14 protein-coding genes and 1 tRNA gene are annotated in these 16,993 nt (G+C 70.5%); 6 read left to right on the top strand and 9 right to left on the bottom strand.

The features are described from left to right. Positions 1-147 precede the first annotated feature (147 nt). A tRNA-Met gene (locus tag C882_RS22430) sits at positions 148-224 on the top strand. 74 nt (positions 225-298) lie between these two features. Here the strand turns inward: C882_RS22430 and C882_RS22435 are convergent. The 3 genes from C882_RS22435 to C882_RS22445 all read right to left on the bottom strand — a co-directional run bounded on the left by C882_RS22435 (position 299) and on the right by C882_RS22445 (position 4,215). Then, complete coding sequence (locus C882_RS22435) at positions 299-1,210, bottom strand: fumarylacetoacetate hydrolase family protein (protein WP_236262738.1); 912 nt, start codon at positions 1,208-1,210, stop codon at positions 299-301. Further along, entirely contained in the window at positions 1,194-3,146 is a 1,953-nt protein-coding gene (locus C882_RS22440; protein WP_009542984.1) for a TRAP transporter permease, read from the bottom strand. Before C882_RS22440 ends, C882_RS22435 begins: the two co-directional genes overlap by 17 nt. A gap of 100 nt (positions 3,147-3,246) precedes the next feature. Further along, positions 3,247-4,215 carry a TAXI family TRAP transporter solute-binding subunit gene (locus C882_RS22445; protein ID WP_009542985.1) on the bottom strand — a complete coding sequence of 323 codons (969 nt, stop codon included), beginning with the start codon at positions 4,213-4,215 and terminating at the stop codon, positions 3,247-3,249. A 277-nt stretch (positions 4,216-4,492) separates the two neighbouring features. Here C882_RS22445 and C882_RS22450 point away from each other — a divergent pair, with 277 nt between their 5' ends. After that, positions 4,493-5,203 carry a FadR/GntR family transcriptional regulator gene (locus tag C882_RS22450; RefSeq protein ID WP_009542986.1) on the top strand — a complete coding sequence of 237 codons (711 nt, stop codon included), beginning with the start codon at positions 4,493-4,495 and terminating at the stop codon, positions 5,201-5,203. A gap of 365 nt (positions 5,204-5,568) precedes the next feature. On the opposite strand, the gene C882_RS22455 is transcribed toward C882_RS22450, so the two are convergent. Continuing rightward, a complete protein-coding gene (locus C882_RS22455) occupies positions 5,569-6,753 on the bottom strand; it encodes a M24 family metallopeptidase (protein ID WP_009542987.1) in 1,185 nt (394 codons plus the stop codon). Between the two features lie 373 nt (positions 6,754-7,126). Between C882_RS22455 and C882_RS22460 the strand changes: the two genes are divergently transcribed. Then, on the top strand, positions 7,127-7,600 hold the full coding sequence (locus C882_RS22460) for a hypothetical protein (RefSeq protein WP_009542989.1): 474 nt from the start codon (positions 7,127-7,129) through the stop codon (positions 7,598-7,600). Between the two features lie 184 nt (positions 7,601-7,784). Then, positions 7,785-8,390: a hypothetical protein gene (locus C882_RS22465; protein WP_009542990.1), complete on the top strand. Its 606-nt coding sequence runs from the start codon at positions 7,785-7,787 to the stop codon at positions 8,388-8,390. A gap of 68 nt (positions 8,391-8,458) precedes the next feature. Here C882_RS22465 and C882_RS22470 read toward each other — a convergent pair whose 3' ends face one another. The 4 genes from C882_RS22470 to C882_RS23735 form a co-directional block, all read right to left on the bottom strand. After that, complete coding sequence (locus C882_RS22470) at positions 8,459-8,794, bottom strand: hypothetical protein (protein WP_009542991.1); 336 nt, start codon at positions 8,792-8,794, stop codon at positions 8,459-8,461. 28 nt (positions 8,795-8,822) lie between these two features. Continuing rightward, positions 8,823-10,397, bottom strand: a complete 1,575-nt coding sequence (locus C882_RS22475; RefSeq protein ID WP_009542992.1) for a DUF4384 domain-containing protein — start codon at positions 10,395-10,397, stop codon at positions 8,823-8,825. Positions 10,398-10,428: 31 nt separating this feature from the next. Next, entirely contained in the window at positions 10,429-10,773 is a 345-nt protein-coding gene (locus tag C882_RS22480; protein ID WP_009542993.1) for a hypothetical protein, read from the bottom strand. Between the two features lie 134 nt (positions 10,774-10,907). After that, on the bottom strand, positions 10,908-13,694 hold the full coding sequence (locus tag C882_RS23735) for an SUMF1/EgtB/PvdO family nonheme iron enzyme (protein ID WP_009542994.1): 2,787 nt from the start codon (positions 13,692-13,694) through the stop codon (positions 10,908-10,910). Between the two features lie 350 nt (positions 13,695-14,044). Here C882_RS23735 and C882_RS22490 point away from each other — a divergent pair, with 350 nt between their 5' ends. After that, positions 14,045-14,758: a Crp/Fnr family transcriptional regulator gene (locus C882_RS22490; protein WP_043647310.1), complete on the top strand. Its 714-nt coding sequence runs from the start codon at positions 14,045-14,047 to the stop codon at positions 14,756-14,758. Here the strand turns inward: C882_RS22490 and C882_RS22495 are convergent. Next, entirely contained in the window at positions 14,695-16,560 is a 1,866-nt protein-coding gene (locus C882_RS22495) for an adenylate/guanylate cyclase domain-containing protein (protein WP_160166810.1), read from the bottom strand. The two genes, C882_RS22490 and C882_RS22495, sit on opposite strands and share 64 nt — an antisense overlap. Positions 16,561-16,682: 122 nt before the next feature. On the opposite strand from C882_RS22495, the gene C882_RS22500 reads away from it, so the two are divergent. Then, positions 16,683-16,993 (top strand): hypothetical protein (locus tag C882_RS22500; protein WP_043647312.1); only part of this gene is annotated, 311 nt, incomplete at its 3' end.

Raw genomic sequence — 16,993 nt, forward strand, 5'->3', positions numbered from 1 at the left:
CGTGGGAGAGTAGAACGCCGCCAGGTCTTCCAAGCACACCCCGCAGACGCAGCGAGCCGCGACGCCGCACCTGACCTCTTCCGATGATCCGTCTTCCCGACCTCCGCCGGCGAACGGCACACACACCCGACACCAAACACATCCTGCCGCGGGGTGGAGCAGTCCGGTAGCTCGTCAGGCTCATAACCTGAAGGTCGCAGGTTCAAATCCTGCCCCCGCAACCAACATGTCAACACCCCGGCTTGGAAACAGGCTGGGGTGTTGTCATGTTGGGCCCGCTGGCTGGTTGGCGGCGTGATTACGGTCTCCGGCCGTATCGCGCAACCACGTTCCCGAGGTTACCGATGCCGCTGATCTCGATACGCACCCGGTCGCCGTCGCGGAGGTAGCGCGGCGGGTCGAAGCCGATGCCGACGCCGGCCGGCGTGCCAGTGGCGATGATGTCGCCCGGCTGGAGCGTGATGCCCCGGCTGATGGTGCTGATCAACGTTGGCACGTCGAAGATCAGCGCCTTGGTCGGCGCGTCCTGGCGCAGCTCGTCGTTCACCCAGCAGCGCACCACCATATCGTCCAATGACACCGCGTCGGCCGTCACCACCCACGGCCCCATGGGGCAGAAGGTGTCCTGCGACTTACCGAGCAGCCACTGCTTGTGGCGCCCCTGGATGTCGCGGGCCGTCACGTCGTTGACGATGGTGTAGCCGAAGATGTGCTCAAGCGCGCGTTCCTTCGGAATGCCGCGGCCGCCGGTGCCGATGATGACCGCCAGTTCGGCCTCGTAGTCGATGGCCGTGCTGATGTCCGGGTCAATGAGGATCGGGCGGTCGGGGCCGATGACGCTCTCCGGGACCTTGGAAAAGATGATCGGCGCCTCGGGCACCGCGCCCGAGGCCGCGCTCATGTCGAAGCCCGACTTGGCGAACTCGTGCGCGTGGTCGAAGTAGTTCTTGCCGACGCAGAAGATATTGCGGGCCGGGCGGGGGATTGGCGCGTCGAGAGTCACCTCGGCCAGCGGCACGGGCGCACCGGCCTCCGGCAGGTGGCGCCCCGCCGCCGCGTCCTCCACGATCGCGCGGACACCGAGCGCCGCCGCCGCGTCGGAGACGGCCAGGGGGCTTACGGTGGTGCGGTCTTCGGACACCACGCCGACATGGCGCCGGCCGCTGACGGTGTAGGTGGCGAGCAGCATCAGGTCAAATCCTCCGGTCACGATGAGCGTTTCGCGGTGTGGACGGTGAACGCGGCGCGCGCGGCATGGGCAGGCCGAGCGCCAGCGCGAGCCCGGCGGCGAACAGCAGCAGGCCCGCGACATCCACCCACCAATGCGCGGGGAACAGCAACAGGCCCGAGGCGGCGAACAGCACGAGGCGCGGCGTCAGGCTCATCCGCTCCGTCACGAAGGTGCAGCCCTGCAGCGCCATGGCAAGCGCAGTCAGGCCCACCAGATGGCCGGCCGTCGCGTGGACCACGTCCCACCACGTCCCGTACAGCAGGATGCCCGGCGCATAAATGAAGCTGAACGGCAGCAGCACCAGCATCGATCCGTACTTGAGCGCCGCGACGCCGGTGCGGATCGGGTCCGAGCCCGCGATGGCGGCGGCGGCGAAGGCGGAGACGCAGACGGGCGGCGTGATGTTGGACAGGCAGGCGGCATAGAACACCACCAGATGGGCGGCGATGGTCGGCACCCCCAGCTTGATCAGCGCTGGCGCGGCGACGACGGAGAGGATGATGTAGGAGCCCGTGGTGCTCGACCCCATGCCGATAATGATGGAGATCACCATCACCAGCAGGGCCGCCAGCAGCAGCACGCCGCCGGAGAAGTCCACCAGCACGGCCGAGAACTTCAGCCCCAAACCCGACAGCACGATGCCGCCGATGATGATGCCCAGCGTCCCGATGGCGGCGCCGGCGGCGGTGTTGGCATGGGCGCCGCCGACCAGTCCGCTCACCACCGCGCGCGGGCCCATGCGGGTGTCCTTGCGCAGCCAGGACAGCACCAGCGCCGAGACACTGCCCCAGAAGGCGCCGACCTCGGGCGAGTAGCCGTTGAACAGCAGCCCGACGATGACGATGAGCGGGATGAAGAAGTGCCAGCCGCGCTTGAGCACGGGCCAGACGTCCGGCGTCTCTTCGCGCGGGATGCCCTTCAGGCCGGTGCGCACGGCCTCCAGGTCCACCATCAGCAGCACGAAGATGAAAAACAGGGTGGCCGGGATGACGTTCATCAGCGCGATGCCGAGGTAGTTGCTCTCGGTCAGGGTCGCCAGGATGAACACGCCGGCGCCCATGATGGGCGGCATGAACTGTCCGCCGGTCGAGGCGATGGCCTCGATGCCTCCGGCCACGTGCGGGCGGAACCCGATGCGCTTCATCAGCGGGATGGTGAAGGCGCCGGTGGAGACCACGTTGGCGACCGACGACCCGGAAATGGAGCCGAACAGGGCCGAGGTGATGGTGGCGATCTTCGCCGGCCCGCCGCGCCAGCGGCCCGTCAGGGCGGTTGCCAGCTCCATGAAGAACCGGCCGGCGCCGCTGCGCTCCAGGAAGGCGCCGAAGACCATGAACGGAAAGACGAAGGTGGCGAAGGTGGCGGTGATGACGCCGAAGATGGCTTCCTGGGTGGAATACGTGAACTCGATGATCCGCTCGACGGTCAGGCCCGGATGGCTCAGCTTGCCGGGCAGCCACTGGCCGTAATAGAGCTGCACCAGGAAGATCAGCCCCAGAACCACCAGCGCCGGCCCGAGCACCCGGCGCGTGGTCTCCAGCATCACGACGATGCAGATGGCGCCCATGGTCAGGTCCCAGGTGGTGGGCGCGCTGACCCGGAACATGGCGTAGGAGATGTACTGGTCCATCCAGTAGCCGACCGACACCACGGCGGCGGCGCACATCACCAGGTCGAACACGCTGGGGCGATGGGTCGGGGCGCCCTTCCGCGCCGGGTAGAGCAGGAACACCAGGACCGAGGTGAACAGCAGGTAGAAGCCGCGGTTGGACTCGGTGGATTCGATGCCGAAGCCCGACGTGTACATGTACCAGCCGCCGAAGAAGGCGGCGACGCCGGCATACAGAAGCGCCCACCAGCCGCGCAGGGTGCGGCCCTTGGCGGAGAACTCGCCGAACCACGTGGGTGCCGTCATGCAGCGCCTCCGGCAGGCTTCGCGGGATCAGGAACAGGGCGGGCGGCGGCCGCGCGAGGTCGAAGCACGCACGGCCGCCGGCGTCAGGGCAGGGGCGCGATCACTCCTCCCACATGCCCTGTTCCTTGTAGAACTCCTCGGCGCCGGGGTGCATTGGCGCGCCCAGCTTGGCGAAGTTCTGGTTGGACGGCGACAGCTGCTTCCAGTTGCGGTGGCCGGACTCCAGCTCCTTGCGTGTTCCGGTGTCGTACATGTGCGCCAGGATCTTCTTGACCGTCTCCTTCGGCACGCGCTCGTGCGCCACCCAGTAGACCGTGGTGTAGGGCAGGGTTGTCTGCGGCACGCCCTTGTACATGTCCGCCGGCAGGTCGGCGGCGTAGTAGAAAGGATATGTCTCCTCGATCTTCGCCATTTCCTCGTCGGTGTAGGGAATGACGTTCACGTCGTGGGTCTCGGCCAGTTCGCTCACGGCCGCCGCCGGGGCCGAGGACTGGCAGAAGGCGTCGATCTGGCGGTTGCCGAGTGCGCGGCCCGCGTCGGCGAAGGTCATCATGCGCGGCTCGATGCTCTCCTGCATGTCCAGCGCCTTGAGGATGTTGGTGCAGTTGAACACCGTGCCGGAACCCGGCGGACCCAGGGCGACCGTCTTGCCCTCCAGGTCCGAGACGGACTCGATGCCGTTCTCCTCCAGCGTCACGAAGTATGTGGGGCCTTCGTAGGCCTTGCCGACGCCGCGCAGCATGTCGCCCTTCGGCCCGTTGGCGAAGGGTCCTTCTGGCGTCTGCGCCAGGTAGACGTGCGAGCCATAGACGATGCCCATGTCCAACTCGCCCTTGATCAGCCGCTTGGCGTTCTCGGTGGAGCCGCCGGTGGTGACCTGGGTGACGTTGATGTCGGGCAGGTCGCGCGAAAGCACCGTGCCCGCGGTGCCCACCATGTAGTACATCACGCCGCCGGGGCTGGAACCGCCCCACGCCACATCCTTCACCTCGTCCTGCGCCAATGCGCCGCCGGCGGTCATGGCGGCGCCGAGGGCAACGGCTGCGGCCATCGTCTTGTGCATCTGCATGGAGTCCTCCCGATGTTCGAACGTGTCCGCGCGGCGTTGGCGCGGCGGAGTTCCTGTTCATTGGGCGGCGCGGGATTGGACCAATCTCGGACCAAATGCCGCGACGCCACGTAAAGCATGAACCAATGCGGCGCGCAGGATCAACGCGGCGAGGCCGGTTCATCCGGTGTACCACCATTTTCGGCAATACTCCGGCGGTTGTTCGCGCGGCGATCTTTGACGTCACGCGCCTGGACCAATATGCTGGATTGGTACAAGTCACATCCCGGGAACACCGATGTCCGCGTCCGAGACAGCCTTCAACCGCTTGCGCCGCATGATCCTGCAGTCCGAACTGCCCCCACGGCGCCGCCTTCCGCCGGAGCGTGATCTGGCGGCCGAGTTCGGCGTCAGTCGCGGGGCGCTGCGGAGCGCGCTCGCGCAGCTGGAGGAGGAGGGCCTGATCTGGCGCCATGTCGGGCGCGGCACCTTCGTCACGGCACGCGCCACCGCGCCCGCCGCCGATGGCCTGGGGGACGAGGCGGGACCGCCGGCCGTTCCGCAGCTGTTCCGGCCCGACACGACGAACCCGCAGGAGGTCATGGAGGCGCGCCTGATCCTGGAGCCGCACTTGTGCGGCCTGGCGGCGCACCGATCGTCGCCGGCGCAAATCGCCTTCATGGAAACCTGCCTGGCGGAGGGCGCGGCGGCCGAGGACATTCCCACCTTCGAGCGCTGGGACGGCGCCCTGCATCGCAGCATCGCCGAGGCCGCCGGCAACAGCCTGATGGCGGAAGTCTTTCGCGCCATCGACAGCGTGCGGGACCAGGAAATCTGGGGCCGCCTCAAGCGCCAGAGCGTGACGCCCGCCCGCCGCCGCGCCTACGTCCGGCAGCATGGCGCCGTCGTCGAGGCCATCCGCGACCGCGATGCCGAGGCCGCCAAGCGCCTCATGCGCGAGCACCTGACGGCGGTGCGGCAGAACATGCTTGGGTCGGGAAGCGAATAAAGCGTGTTCCGCGACGCGACGCATGTTACGGCCCTGCCACCCATGCGCGCCGGCTTGCTGGGGCATCGGGTGGGGCGGTCCGATCTCTCGTCGGGTTTACCCTGATACCTCCTCTCCCATATCAGGAGGGAACCAAAGCCCGCTCTGGCGGCTTCTGCCGATCATCTACGCTGTGGGGGGCGGAACCGTGGCGACGCCAACGCTCAAGCACCTGCGCTATCTGGCCGCCGTCTACGAGTGGCGGAACTTCAGCCGCGCGGCCGAATTCTGCAACGGGCCCGGCGGACGACGGGAAGGCGTCGGCGGAAGGGGGAGGCGGCTGGACGGGGCGCTCCAGGTGGAGAACGGCGGGATGCCGGTTCGCCCTATTGCCGCTCATCCAGCGTCCACGGATTGTCGGTGAGCGGCACGGCACCGTCCTCCGTCACCCGGATGGTGTCGCTGCAGCCGATGCCCCATGCGCCTGGAATGCGCAGGCACAGCGGCAGGTGGAAGACCATGCCGGGCGCGAAGACCCGCTCCTGGCCCCGGGCGACGTAGCCGGACCCCTCCACCCACGACGGTGGAAACTGGGCGCCGACGGCATATCCGAAGACGCCGGAGAAGAACACGTCGTCCACCAGCGGCGCCAGAGCCGTCTCGGCGGCGCGGGCGGCCGCGTCGAAGCTGGCGCCGGGGCGAATGGCGCCGAGCAGGGCGTCATGCATGCGGCGGATGGTGTCGAAGACCTCCACCATGCGGGGCGTTGGCGTACCCGCGACCACGGTCCGCATCATGGGCGCGGTATAACGCTGCCAGGCGGCGCCCAACTCGATGAACACCGGGTCGCCGTCCCCGATCCGGTGGCGGTGGTGGTTGACGTGTATGATGCTGCTGCGCCGCCCGGTGGTGACGATGGGCTGCATGCTCATGAACTCGCTGCCGGCGCCGTACAGGGCCTGCGCGCCCGCCGCCGCGACCGCGCTGTCGGTGACGCCGGCGCGCGCGGCGTCCGCCGCCGCGGCGATGCCCAGGCCGGTGATGCGGGCGCTGTGCTCCAGGAAGGACAGCTCCAGCGGCGACTTGACGATCCGCACATGGGCCAGCAGGCCGGCGGCATCGAGGAAGTCGTGCTGCGGCAGCCGCGCCTTCAGCCCGTCGAGCACGCCGGGTCGCAGGGCCGCCTGCCAGGGATCGACCCCGATCCGCCGGCCGGCCCGCGTCAGCGCGTCGGCCAGGGGGTCGAGCACCTCGGCAATGTTCTCCCAGCGGTAGCCGTTCACGTCCTCGACGCGGGTGCAGGCGACCGCCGGCCCGGTCTCGATGGAAGGCACCTGCAGCATCATCTGCCCCGGCGCAAAGACCAGCACCGTGTGCACCGACACCTCGAAGGTGCTGTAGCCGGTGAGGTAGTAGATGTCGGCCGGCGAGGCGAGCAGCAGGGCCTCCAGCCCCGCCGCCTCCATCGCCGCCGCGACGGCATCATGGCGGCGGCGGATCTCCTCGTCGGGAAGCGCGCACTCCGAACCGGCCAGCGGGTGCAGCCGGCGGCGATAGTCGTGATGGTCCATGAGGGGCCTCGCCGTGCCATGACGCCAATGACCGGCCGCGCCGGCCGCAGATGCCCATCATGCCACGCCCGACCCGCCTTGTCCGCTCGAGGAGGCGTCGTCTTCGTGTTCGGCTCCCTCGGGCCGCCTCCGCGAGGCCGGCCAGGGCGGGCCTTGCTGCCGCCGCCGGGCCGTCCCGCCGGCGTGCAGGCTGTCTGGTCCGGGACCGGGCCTTTGCGCAGAAAAAAAGCGGGCGAGGCGCGCCGTGTCGGGAAAAGCGCATTTCGGTGAAGCGGTTCACAGTGGGCCGGGCCGGGCGCCGGTAGGGTAAGGCCATGGATCGAGGGCAACGGGCCCGGGACCGATCCAGACCCCGAACCCAAGGAGACGAACCATGACCCTTCGCCGCACCTTCCTCGCCGCCGTCGCCACCTCCGTCCTCTTCGCCGGTCCGGCGCTGGCCGACGGCCTCCACAAGGGCGGGCTGCCGCTGGTGTCCAACACCAACACGGTGCAGATGCAGAACACCGCCGCCGGCATCGGCAACCATGCCCATCAGGCGGCCCAGGTGACCCAGCAGGGTCCCATGACGGGCTGGAGCCACGGCGCGGCCTCTTCCTACAAGAGCCCCTACAAGGGCAAGGTGTCGCCCTATCCCGGCAAGGCCTACACGCCGACGGTCAACGTCAACACCACCGTCGGGACCAACGTCGCCGCCGGCATCGGCAACACCGCCAACCAGTTCCTGGGTGTCAGCCAGCAGGGCAACCCGGGTGTGACCTCCGGCTTCAACGCGGTCGATGCCTCCAACCTGGCGGCCGGCCTGTTCAACAAGGCGGACCAGCAGGTTCTCGTGAACCAGCAGTAGGCCTGATCCATCCACCACCACGCTTGCTCATGCAGTCTCTCCCGTCTGGACACCTTCGCCCCGGCCGTGCATCGGCCGGGGCTTTTTTCGCGGCGCAACCGGCGGGGGGAGTGGGCCGGTTCACAGTGCCCCCTCCTCGCCGGCGCTAGCCTGGGTCATCCCCGTTGACGCAAGGAGACCGCTCATGACCCGCTTTTCCCGTGTCCGCACCCGCTTCCGGTTCCGGCCGGCGCTTGCCCTGGCCGTCGGTGTCGCCGCATTGCCGTCCGGCGCCCTGGGACAGGAGGCTGGCGGCGTCGGCCTGTTCGTGCCGCCAGAGGCCGGCGCCATGGCGGTGGCCGGTGCCCTGGCCGCGCCCATGGCGCCGCCGCCGGTGGCCGCCCCCGTCGTGCGCCCGACGAACGTCGCCGCCGCAAATCCCGCCCGCCTGCGCGAGGGCGCGAACCGTCAGGCGGTGGCCCTGATCCGCGGCGACGGCGGCTATCTCGACGGCTTTTTCCGCGGGCAGCCCGTGGCCGCCAGCCGCCAGCCGCCGCCGGAGCCCTTCGTGCCCAACTTCTTCACCTTCATTGACGCGCCCTTCATCGTGAACACCTTCGAAAGCGACATCACGGTGGAACTGGCGACGGGCACCGTAGAAGGCGAGGACAGCGACGGGGGCGAGATCAAGGCCCAGGCTGGCGTGGCCCCCGAACTGGACGCCCTGTTCCTGTCCAACCAGAACAGCATCGTCAACGTCGCCGTCGGCAACAACAACACCGCGACGCAGGAGGTCACCATCACCGATTAGGGCGATCGAAAACAGAGACACCGCCCGCGACGCACGGTCGCGGGCGGTTTTTCGTGCGGGAGGAAGGGCTACTTCAGCGGCTGGACCAGGCACAGGCTGTCGGGCTGGGGCAGCAGGGTCATGGTGCCGCCGGAGAGGCTGGACTGGAAACTCAACGACCGCACCTGATTGGGAATGCCGACGGAGCGGACGGAGAGGTTGGTCACCTCCATCACCTTGCGGCCGTCCTGCCAGCAGGTGACGCGGACGTTCTCGTCGGCGGGTATGACGAGCACGCCCCCGGGCACGGGCGCGGCCTCGGCCGGGACGGGCTCCGGCGGTTGTTCGATGCCGGCCAGGGCGGACGGGGCGGCCGCCGCCAGAAGGGCGGCGGCCAGCACGGGCAGGTGGCGGATGGTTCGCATGGCTCTCACTCCACTGTTCGATGCGGCGTTATCCGCCGGTGACGGTTATCGGCATGGTCCGGGCCCGCACGGGGGAGCCCGAGGCAGTGCGGAAGGCGTCGACGATGGCGTCCACCGTGGCGCCGGGAATGGGCTGCAGGTCCTCGGCCTTCAGGGCGTCGGGCAGCGCGACGCCGGCTTCCTGCTCGGCGGCGATGCAGGCGATGGTCTCGCGGTTGCCCGGCTGGTCCATGCGGATGACGAACGGCTTTTCCGCCGACCCGGGCGGAATGGTCACACGCTGTCCGGCCTGCACGAAGGCATCCGGCTGGAAGCGGTTGGGGAAGATGCGGGCCACGGTTCCCGAGGCATCGGCGTAATAGCAGTAGAGGAACCCGGCCTCGGTCAGCCGGGCGGAAACCTCCATCGTTTCGCCGGTGCGGTAGCGGGGAGCCGGTCCCCGGTTGCTGTCCAGCACCACGTCCGGCCCCGTCGAGGCCGGCGGCGGAGCCGGGGCGGTCACGGTCGCCGGAGACGGCGGGGCGGCGGCAGCGACGGCGACGGTTCCACCGCTCGCCTGGGGCAGGCTGAGCATCCGCAGGTAGGTGTCGAAGTCGACCGTGCCCGACGGGATCAGGTCGTTCGACGCCTGGAAGCGCCCCAGGGCATCGCGCGTCGCCTGATCCAGCGTGCCGCCGACGGGGACGGCATAGCCGGCGCCGGACAGCACCCGCTGGGCGAAAATCACCCGGTCGGACGGGCTCATGCCGTCGTACCAGGAACGCGCCTGGCCCATGTAGGCGGGATTGGTGGAGTCGATGCCCAGGCACTGCCAATACGGTACCTGCGTCAACTTGCCCAGCACCTCGATGGCGCTCAGCTCGATCAGGGTGCGCAGGGCCTGGTGCATCCCTTCCGAGCGGTTGAAGGACAGGCTGAAGGACAGGCCCGCCTTGCGGATTTCCCCGCCGGCGTTGGCGCCCTGGCCGTAGGAGACCACGGCGATGGAGTTGCTGGTCGAGGTGCCGGGCAGGATGCGCCGGGTCACCAGTTCGCCGATGCTCAGGTCGATGGAGATGACGGAGACAAGCTGGTCCTGCGACACGCCCAGGTCCAGCGCCGGCAGGGAGAGCCCGGCGCTGGCGGCGTCGGCGATGACGTTCTCGTCCAACTGGGTGACGGCGCCGCGCACGTAGTACGACGGTGCGCGGAATTCGGGCCGGATGCCGATGAGGGAGTGCAGGGCGTTGACGCTGTCCATGCCCGGCTCGAAGTCCACGAAGTCGAAGGCCCCGCTGCGGTCGGACATGCGCGAGACGGCGGTGATCAGCATGTCCTTGGTGCCGCCGAGCAGCCGTCCCGTGGCGTCGGGAATGCCGTTGCTGGTGATGTAGATGTCGCGCTTGCCGTGGGTCCACAGCAACTCGTCCATGCAGCGCAGGGACTCGGTGAAGCTTGAGATGGTGCGCGTCGGCGCGGTGCTCGGCTGGCGGATGATGCTGGCCTGTTCAGGCGGCGTCATGCAGCCGCCGGCCAGAAGCGCGATGGCGGCGGCCCCGGCCAGGCGGGCAGCGCGGACGGACGACGGACGGCGGCGCGGGCGGAACCGGGTAGTGCGGGTCATGGCGGCGCTCCTTGGACGGCGGTGGCGGCGGTCATCGCCGGGGATCGGCGGCGCCGGCGGTTCGGGGGGCTTGCGTCAGGCCGAAGATGTCCGCCGTCAGGGCCGGGCGGGTCATCCCCAGCGCGCGGTCGGTCGGATCGCCGGCAGCGCCGCCCTGGTCGGACGCCCGGTCGCGCGCCGCCATGCCGAAGAACAGCGTCTCCACGGACACCGCCCGGCCGCCTTGGCGATCTGCCGCCGATGTGCCGGCCATCGCGGCGGGGCTGAGGGCGATGCCGCCGGTGTGCAGGTCGGCCGCCCAGGTCGGCGCGGCGGCGAGGGGGGCGGCCAGGGAGCCCAGGATCAGGCCGGCGGCCAGGATGCGGCGATGGGTCATGGGACGTCTCCTGCGTCGGGTGGCGGGCGAGGCGGGCGCGATGCCCGCCCCTCCATGCCTTCGACGCTAGCGCCGGCCGCCGCCGGCCGCTGTGAACCGGTTCACCCGTCGGGCCCAGGCGCCGTCCATGGCCGTCATCGCAGGTCGCGCGCCACCCGCAGGCCATTGGCGATGTAGCGCACTCCGGCGTCATAGAAGAAGCGGCTGGCGTTGGTGGCGTAGCTGTCGTCGTTGCGCCACGATCCGCCGCGCAGCACGCGGTCGCGGCACTGGCCGCTCACCCGCGCGGAGCCGTCGCCGGGCGCGCCCTGATGGGAATCCGTCCAGCAGTCCTGCACCCATTCGGCCACACCCCCGGCGGTGCCGTAGAGACCCGCCGCGTTGGCGGGGAACATGTCCACCGCCGCCGGGCGCCGCCGGTCATAGGGACCGCCGCAGCCCCGGCAGTTGGCCTCGCCGCCGCCGGCCCGCGCGCCCCACCAGAAGGCGTCGTCGGAACCGCCGCGCGCGGCGTATTCCCATTCCGCCTCCGTCGGCAGGCGGTAAGGCTCGCCGGTGGTGTCCGCCAGCCAGTCGACGTAGGTGCTGGCGTCGTGCCAGTCCAGGTTATGGATCGGCAGGGTCGGCGGCAGGCCGCTGGCTTCGGGCACCGGCTCGCAGGCACCGTCGTCGACGCAGGCCTGCCACTCGCCGATGGTGACCTCGAACCGGCCGATGGCGAACGGCTCGGCGATGGTCACGCGGTGGGCCGGCCGCGCCGTGAAGTGCTCGCGGTTGGAGCCCATGGTGAACGTGCCCGGCTGCATGACCACCAGTTGCGGGCAGTCCTCGCAATCCTTGATGATGCGCGGCGCCGCGCCGTCCGCCGTCGGGCCGGTCAGGCCGACCGCAGGAATCGTGCCCGCCCCGCGCGTCTCGCTGCCGGCCGGCGGCTTGCGCAGCGGCAGGGCGCCGGCGATCTGGACTTCGTTGGCGTCGGCGTCGTGCACCGGGTCGGGCCGCTCCGGCGGGGGCGAGAGCAGACCGGCCCAGATGAAGGCCTCAAGCCCCTCGCCGGTGCGCACCGAGGCCCAGCCGCCCTCGCCGCCGACAACGCTGACAAGGTCGCCGCGGTCGGCGATGGCGAGCCGTCGGCCGTCCAGGGATGGGGCCGCACGCAGGTTCGCCATGGTCTGGACCATCATGATGTTTTCCCGGTCCTTGGCGGGCTCGGGCGCCTCGGGCACCCGCATGGCGACGGAGGCGGCTGCAACGGCGGCGGCCTCGGCGGCATCGGTTTCCGGGTCGCCCGGCACTTCGTCGTTGACGGCCGCCGACGCGGGTTCGGCCTCGGCCGCGGGTTCGGCCTCCGCCGCTGGTGCCGCGTCCGGTGCCGCGTCGATGACCGTCACCGGATCGGCCAGGGCGGCGAGTTCGGCCTCCTCCTTCGCCGCGTCAGCGGGCTCCGCCGCCGCCATGGCGGGCGGAGCCTGTGTCTCGGGCGGCTGGTCGAGGACGTCGGGCGACAGAACGCTCAGGCGCACCCTGCCTTCGGCCTTGGCGCCCTCCTCGTCCTCCACCACGTACGCGAAGGCGCCCGCGTCGCCGGGGTTGGCGCCGCCGGGATCGAAGCTCAGGCGCTGCAGCGCGTTGGGCGCCAACAGGTCACCCACCCGCACGGGATCGCCCGCTGCGTTGCGCACCACCCCCTTGTCGGGCACGGCGGAGACGGTGATGCGGAGGTCGTCGCCGTCCTCGTCCGTCGGCGCCTCCAGGCCCAGCGGCGCTGCGACCACGCGCACCAGGCGCTCCGGCGCCACTTCCGGCGGATGGTTGGACGGCACGATCTTGATGAACAGGCTGCCGAAGGCGATGCCGCCCCGCGTGTCCTCGACCGCGAACATCAGCGGCCCGGCATGGCCGGTCATGCTGCCGTCGGGGGTGAAGGTCACGCGCTTGAGCTGCTCGGCCGTCAGCGTGTCGCCGATGAGCAGCGGACGGCTCTCGAACTGGATCTTGCCGCCGCGCGGCAGGCCGGTGATGCGAGCCTTGAGCGGGTCGCCGTCGGGGTCCTCCAGCCCGGTGATATCCAGCGGCGTCTCGCCCTGGCGGTCGCCGATCTCCAGCGGCTCCAGCGCGCCGACGACGGGCGGCTCGTTGGGGGGCAGCGGGTTGAAGTAGAAGGCTTCCGCGCCCAGGGAGCCGAAGGTGTAGGGTTCCTGCCGGCCGTTCGTCGTGCGCAGCACGGCGTCGCGCACCTTGCGCAGGAACAGGCCCAACTCCAGCCCGGGAACCTCCAGGTACTCCAGAATTGCGGCGGTGTAGGGGCTGTTGTCACCCTCGCCGTCCTCGGCCAGGGCGTCGGCGCGGGTGGCCATGGCGACCAGGGTGTCCTTGGGCGTGTCGTCGACCCGCGCCAGGCCCAGGCCGATCTGCGCCGCCCGGCTGATCTGGCCGCTGCGGTCCATCAGGCGTTCGGCGAAGGGATTGTTGCGGCAGGCGTCCAGGATCACCATGCCCAGCGTGCGGGCCTGCGAGACCTCGCCCAGCAGCAGGTCCAGCGGCATGGCCTCGTAGACCAGGTCGCGCTCGCGCTCCAGCCGGGCGTCGACGGGGATCAGGTAGTTCCGTCCGTTCACCTGCATGCCGTGGCCGGCGTAGTAGATAAGCGCCACGTCGGCGTTCTGCGCCTTGATGCCGAACTGTCGCAGGGCACCCGACAGGTCGCGGAAGTCAATGTCGGCGCGGTGCTCGACGTCGAAGCCCAGGTCCGTCAGCGCGCGGGCCATGGCCTCGGCATCGTTGACCGGGTTTATCAGGTGCGGCGCGTACTGGTACGTGCCCATGCCGATGATCAGCGCGATACGCCGCTCGGTCGCGGCCTGGGCCGCGCCGGCGGTCCAGAGGAAGAGGAAAGAGACGAGAAGCGCCAGGAGCCTCATGGGGCACCTCCCTGTGACTGCGTGGCCGCCGTGCATGCTCTCAGTCCCCCGCCGTCCGTTCAGGTCTGGACAGGCTGGCAAAGGCCAACCTTTTCAATGTGTTGCTATTTTGCGGGTTTCGTTATCAAAACAAGATGATACGACAAAAACGGTGGGTTTTTCTCGGGCGAATGCTTGTTAGGTCCGAGACTTTATTTAGGTGGTTCTCCTAGATCAGCGGCAGTGCCCGTTCGCTGAAGGATACCGCGGCGCCTAAGGCTGATGACCCGCCCCGGGGCGGGCACGGGCGGTGCTACCATTCCCGCAGCGGAGCCTGCGCTCCTCGGCCGGCCCAGCGGGAGGACTTGCCCATGGCGAAGGTGGCGCCCGTCGACCCCGAGATCATCCTGGCGGACCACGGCCTGCTGCAGGCCTTCGACGAGGCGACGCGGCGGCGTCTCGCGGCGCAGGCCATCCCCCGGCGTGTGGAAGGCGGGAAGGTGATCTTCCAGCGCGGCGATGCCGGCGACAGCATGATCGCGGTCGCGCGCGGGCAGGTGAAGATTTCCACCTATTCCCCCGACGGCAAGGAACTGGTCCTCAACATCATCCGCACCGGAGAGGTGTTCGGCGAGATCGGCCTGCTGGACGGCGAGCCCCGCACGGCCGATGCCGCCGCCCTGGTGACCTGCGACCTGCTGGTGCTCAAGCGCGAGACCTTCCTGTCCCATCTGGAGGCCAACCCCGAGGTCACGCGGCGGCTTCTGGGAATCCTGTGCCAGCGCCTGCGCCGCACAAGCGCGCACCTGGAGGACTCCTTGTTCCTGGAAGCGCCGGCCCGGCTGGCGCGGGCCCTGAGCCACCTGGTGGGGGCCTTCGGCATTCCCGCGCGCGCGGGGGTGTGCATCGACGTGAAGCTGTCGCAGCAGCAGCTGGGCGCCATCGTCGGCATCACGCGCGAAAGCGTGAACAAGCATCTGGGCGCGTGGCAGAAGGCGGGGTGGATCGCCATCCGCAACGGCTACATCACGGTGCTCGACGCCGATGCGCTGGCGGCCCTGGCCGGACGCGAGCCCGAGGCCTGAGCCGCGGCATCCGCCGCCGGCCCCAGCACCTGATACACCGGCAGCGGCCGCGCCTTCCCCTTCAGCGCGATGTCCCCGATGCAGACGCTGTCGACGGTTTCCGCCGCGTTGTCGCGGGTCGATTGCGCGATGAGGATGCGGCACCGGCTGCCGGGTGGCGGCTCGACGGTCTTTGCCAGAGCCTCCAGCCGGGCGGCGGTGTTCACCGTGTCGCCCATCACCGTGTATTCCAGGTGGCGGAAGGCGCCGACGCTGCCGGCCGTCATGGGTCCGGTGACGATGCCCACCCGAACGGCCGCCGGCGGCAGGCCGTCGTCCGCCCAGCGCGCCGCCAGCGCATCCAGCGCCGCTTCCATGGCGAGTGCCGCCCGCACCGCCCGGCGGGCGTCCTCGGCGATGGCGGCGGGGTCCGTGCGGGGGATGGGGGCGCCGAAGATGGCCAGGATGCCGTCGCCGATGAAGCGCAGGACGATGCCGTCGTGCCCGACGATGATGTCGGTCATGGCCTCCAGATAGTCCTCCAGCCAGGCCATCAGCCGTTCCGGTCCCAGCTGTTCCGAAATGGGCGTGAAGTCGGCGATGTCGGTGAACATCACCGTCGCCGTCAGCGATTGCGGCCGGGGCCGTCCGCCCTGGAGGAAGGTGTCGCGCTGCTCCCAGATCTGGCGGGCGACGGGGGCCGAGAGGTGGCTTGTGAACAGTCCCATGAGCATGGCTTTCGCCACGCGCTCCCGCCACGCCGCCAGCGCCGCCGCCGCACTGATCGCCATGAGCCACGCCAGCGAAGGCGCGAGCGGCGAGATCAGCGGCCCGCCCGCGCGGTACAGACCGGCGGCGCCGATCCATAGTCCTGCCGCCCCCGCCACGGCGCCCGCCGCCAGCAGCGCCGGCGGCGGCGCGGCGGCGACGAGGCTTCCGCCAGCCAGCGCAGCGAGCACGCACACCGCCGCCCACGCCCAGACCGGCACGCGCGGATGATCCTCGCCGCTCAGCATCTGCGACAGCACGTGGGCCTGGATGACGACGCCGGCCGTCGAGCCTCCGCGTCCGGCCACCGGCGTGGCGTGGCGGTCGAGCGCCGGGGAGGCCACGCCCAGGATGACGATGCGGCCGGCCAGCCAGTCGCGCGGCAGGAACGGCACCGCCTCCGCGGGATAGATGGGGAAGGGCGGGGCGGCGTCCGCGCCGGCCGCGCGCCAGGCGATGCGGAACATGCCGGCGGGCACCCCCGCCCCGGCCCCCGCTGCCTCCGCCAGGGCGGCGGGAAAGCTCGGCAGGCCGTCCAGGCGGGGGACGTGCCGGCGCACCACACCGTCCAGCCGGTCCGCCGCCAGATTGCCGTGGCCCACCGTCATGCCGTCCAGAAAGGAGTCATGGAAGGCGCGCTGGCGCTCCGTCAGCGGCGTGGGGTCGGCGGCGGTCAGCAGCACCACCGGCGGTCCCGGCGCGCGCAGGGCGGTCTTCAGCGCGGCGTCGGCGTCCGGCGTGGTCGGCTGGTCGATCAGGACGTCGACGCCCAGGGCCCGGACCTCGGCCTGCCTCAGGGCCGCGACGGTCGAGGCCAGGAAAGCGCGGTCGATGGGCGCGCGGTGGGGGAGGGTGGCGAGCGTGTCCTCGGTGATGGCGACGATGGCGATCTCGCGGCTCTGCGGCCGGGGCGGCGACAGGGCCCCGACGGCGGCGTCCTCCACCAGCCGGTCGGCGATGACCACGGTGGGCAGCATCAGCGCCGCCGCCACGGCGACGCAGGCGGCGGCCAGGGCGGCAATCAGGCAGTCGCGCAGGCTGGTGCGGCCGTCCATGATCACCGCCCTGTCCGGCGGACGACGGGGAAAAGCGCACGGGGTGTGGACCGGTTCACAGTCCCGGGGGCGCGCCCGGCGCACCATGAGGCATCAACACCGAGCCCACCGGGAGACAGACCATGATCCGCACGACCCTGCTGAGCTGCACCGTCGCCCTGTTCGTCGCGCCCGTGACCGCCGTGGCGTCCCACGGCTACGACGACGCCAACGACACCGCCGGCGGCGTGGTCCGCATGTACGACAGCGTGCCCGGCGTCGAGGACCTGCGCCACGACCTGATGCCCGAAAAGCCCCGCCGTACGCGCGGCATCGAAATCCGCGCCGCACCCCAGCCGGCCGCGCCGCGCTATTCCACCCCGGCCTCGGTGAGCACGCCGGCCCCGGCACCCGCCCCCGTGCGGGCCCGACCCGCCGAGCCCGTGGCCGCGCC

Source organism: Caenispirillum salinarum AK4, assembly GCF_000315795.1.
GTDB classification, from domain to species: Bacteria; Pseudomonadota; Alphaproteobacteria; order Rhodospirillales; family Rhodospirillaceae; genus Caenispirillum; species Caenispirillum salinarum.

Bases quoted from the DNA above. Each gene is read 5' to 3' on its own strand.
- C882_RS22440 (WP_009542984.1), bottom strand. From the start codon at position 3,146: ATGACGGCACCCACGTGGTTCGGCGAGTTCTCCGCCAAGGGCCGCACC.
- C882_RS22445 (WP_009542985.1), bottom strand. From the start codon at position 4,215: ATGCAGATGCACAAGACGATGGCCGCAGCCGTTGCCCTCGGCGCCGCC.
- C882_RS22450 (WP_009542986.1), top strand. From the start codon at position 4,493: ATGTCCGCGTCCGAGACAGCCTTCAACCGCTTGCGCCGCATGATCCTG.
- C882_RS22455 (WP_009542987.1), bottom strand. From the start codon at position 6,753: ATGGACCATCACGACTATCGCCGCCGGCTGCACCCGCTGGCCGGTTCG.
- C882_RS22460 (WP_009542989.1), top strand. From the start codon at position 7,127: ATGACCCTTCGCCGCACCTTCCTCGCCGCCGTCGCCACCTCCGTCCTC.
- C882_RS22465 (WP_009542990.1), top strand. From the start codon at position 7,785: ATGACCCGCTTTTCCCGTGTCCGCACCCGCTTCCGGTTCCGGCCGGCG.
- C882_RS22470 (WP_009542991.1), bottom strand. From the start codon at position 8,794: ATGCGAACCATCCGCCACCTGCCCGTGCTGGCCGCCGCCCTTCTGGCG.
- C882_RS22475 (WP_009542992.1), bottom strand. From the start codon at position 10,397: ATGACCCGCACTACCCGGTTCCGCCCGCGCCGCCGTCCGTCGTCCGTC.
- C882_RS22480 (WP_009542993.1), bottom strand. From the start codon at position 10,773: ATGACCCATCGCCGCATCCTGGCCGCCGGCCTGATCCTGGGCTCCCTG.
- C882_RS23735 (WP_009542994.1), bottom strand. From the start codon at position 13,694: ATGAGGCTCCTGGCGCTTCTCGTCTCTTTCCTCTTCCTCTGGACCGCC.
- C882_RS22490 (WP_043647310.1), top strand. From the start codon at position 14,045: ATGGCGAAGGTGGCGCCCGTCGACCCCGAGATCATCCTGGCGGACCAC.
- C882_RS22495 (WP_160166810.1), bottom strand. From the start codon at position 16,560: ATGGACGGCCGCACCAGCCTGCGCGACTGCCTGATTGCCGCCCTGGCC.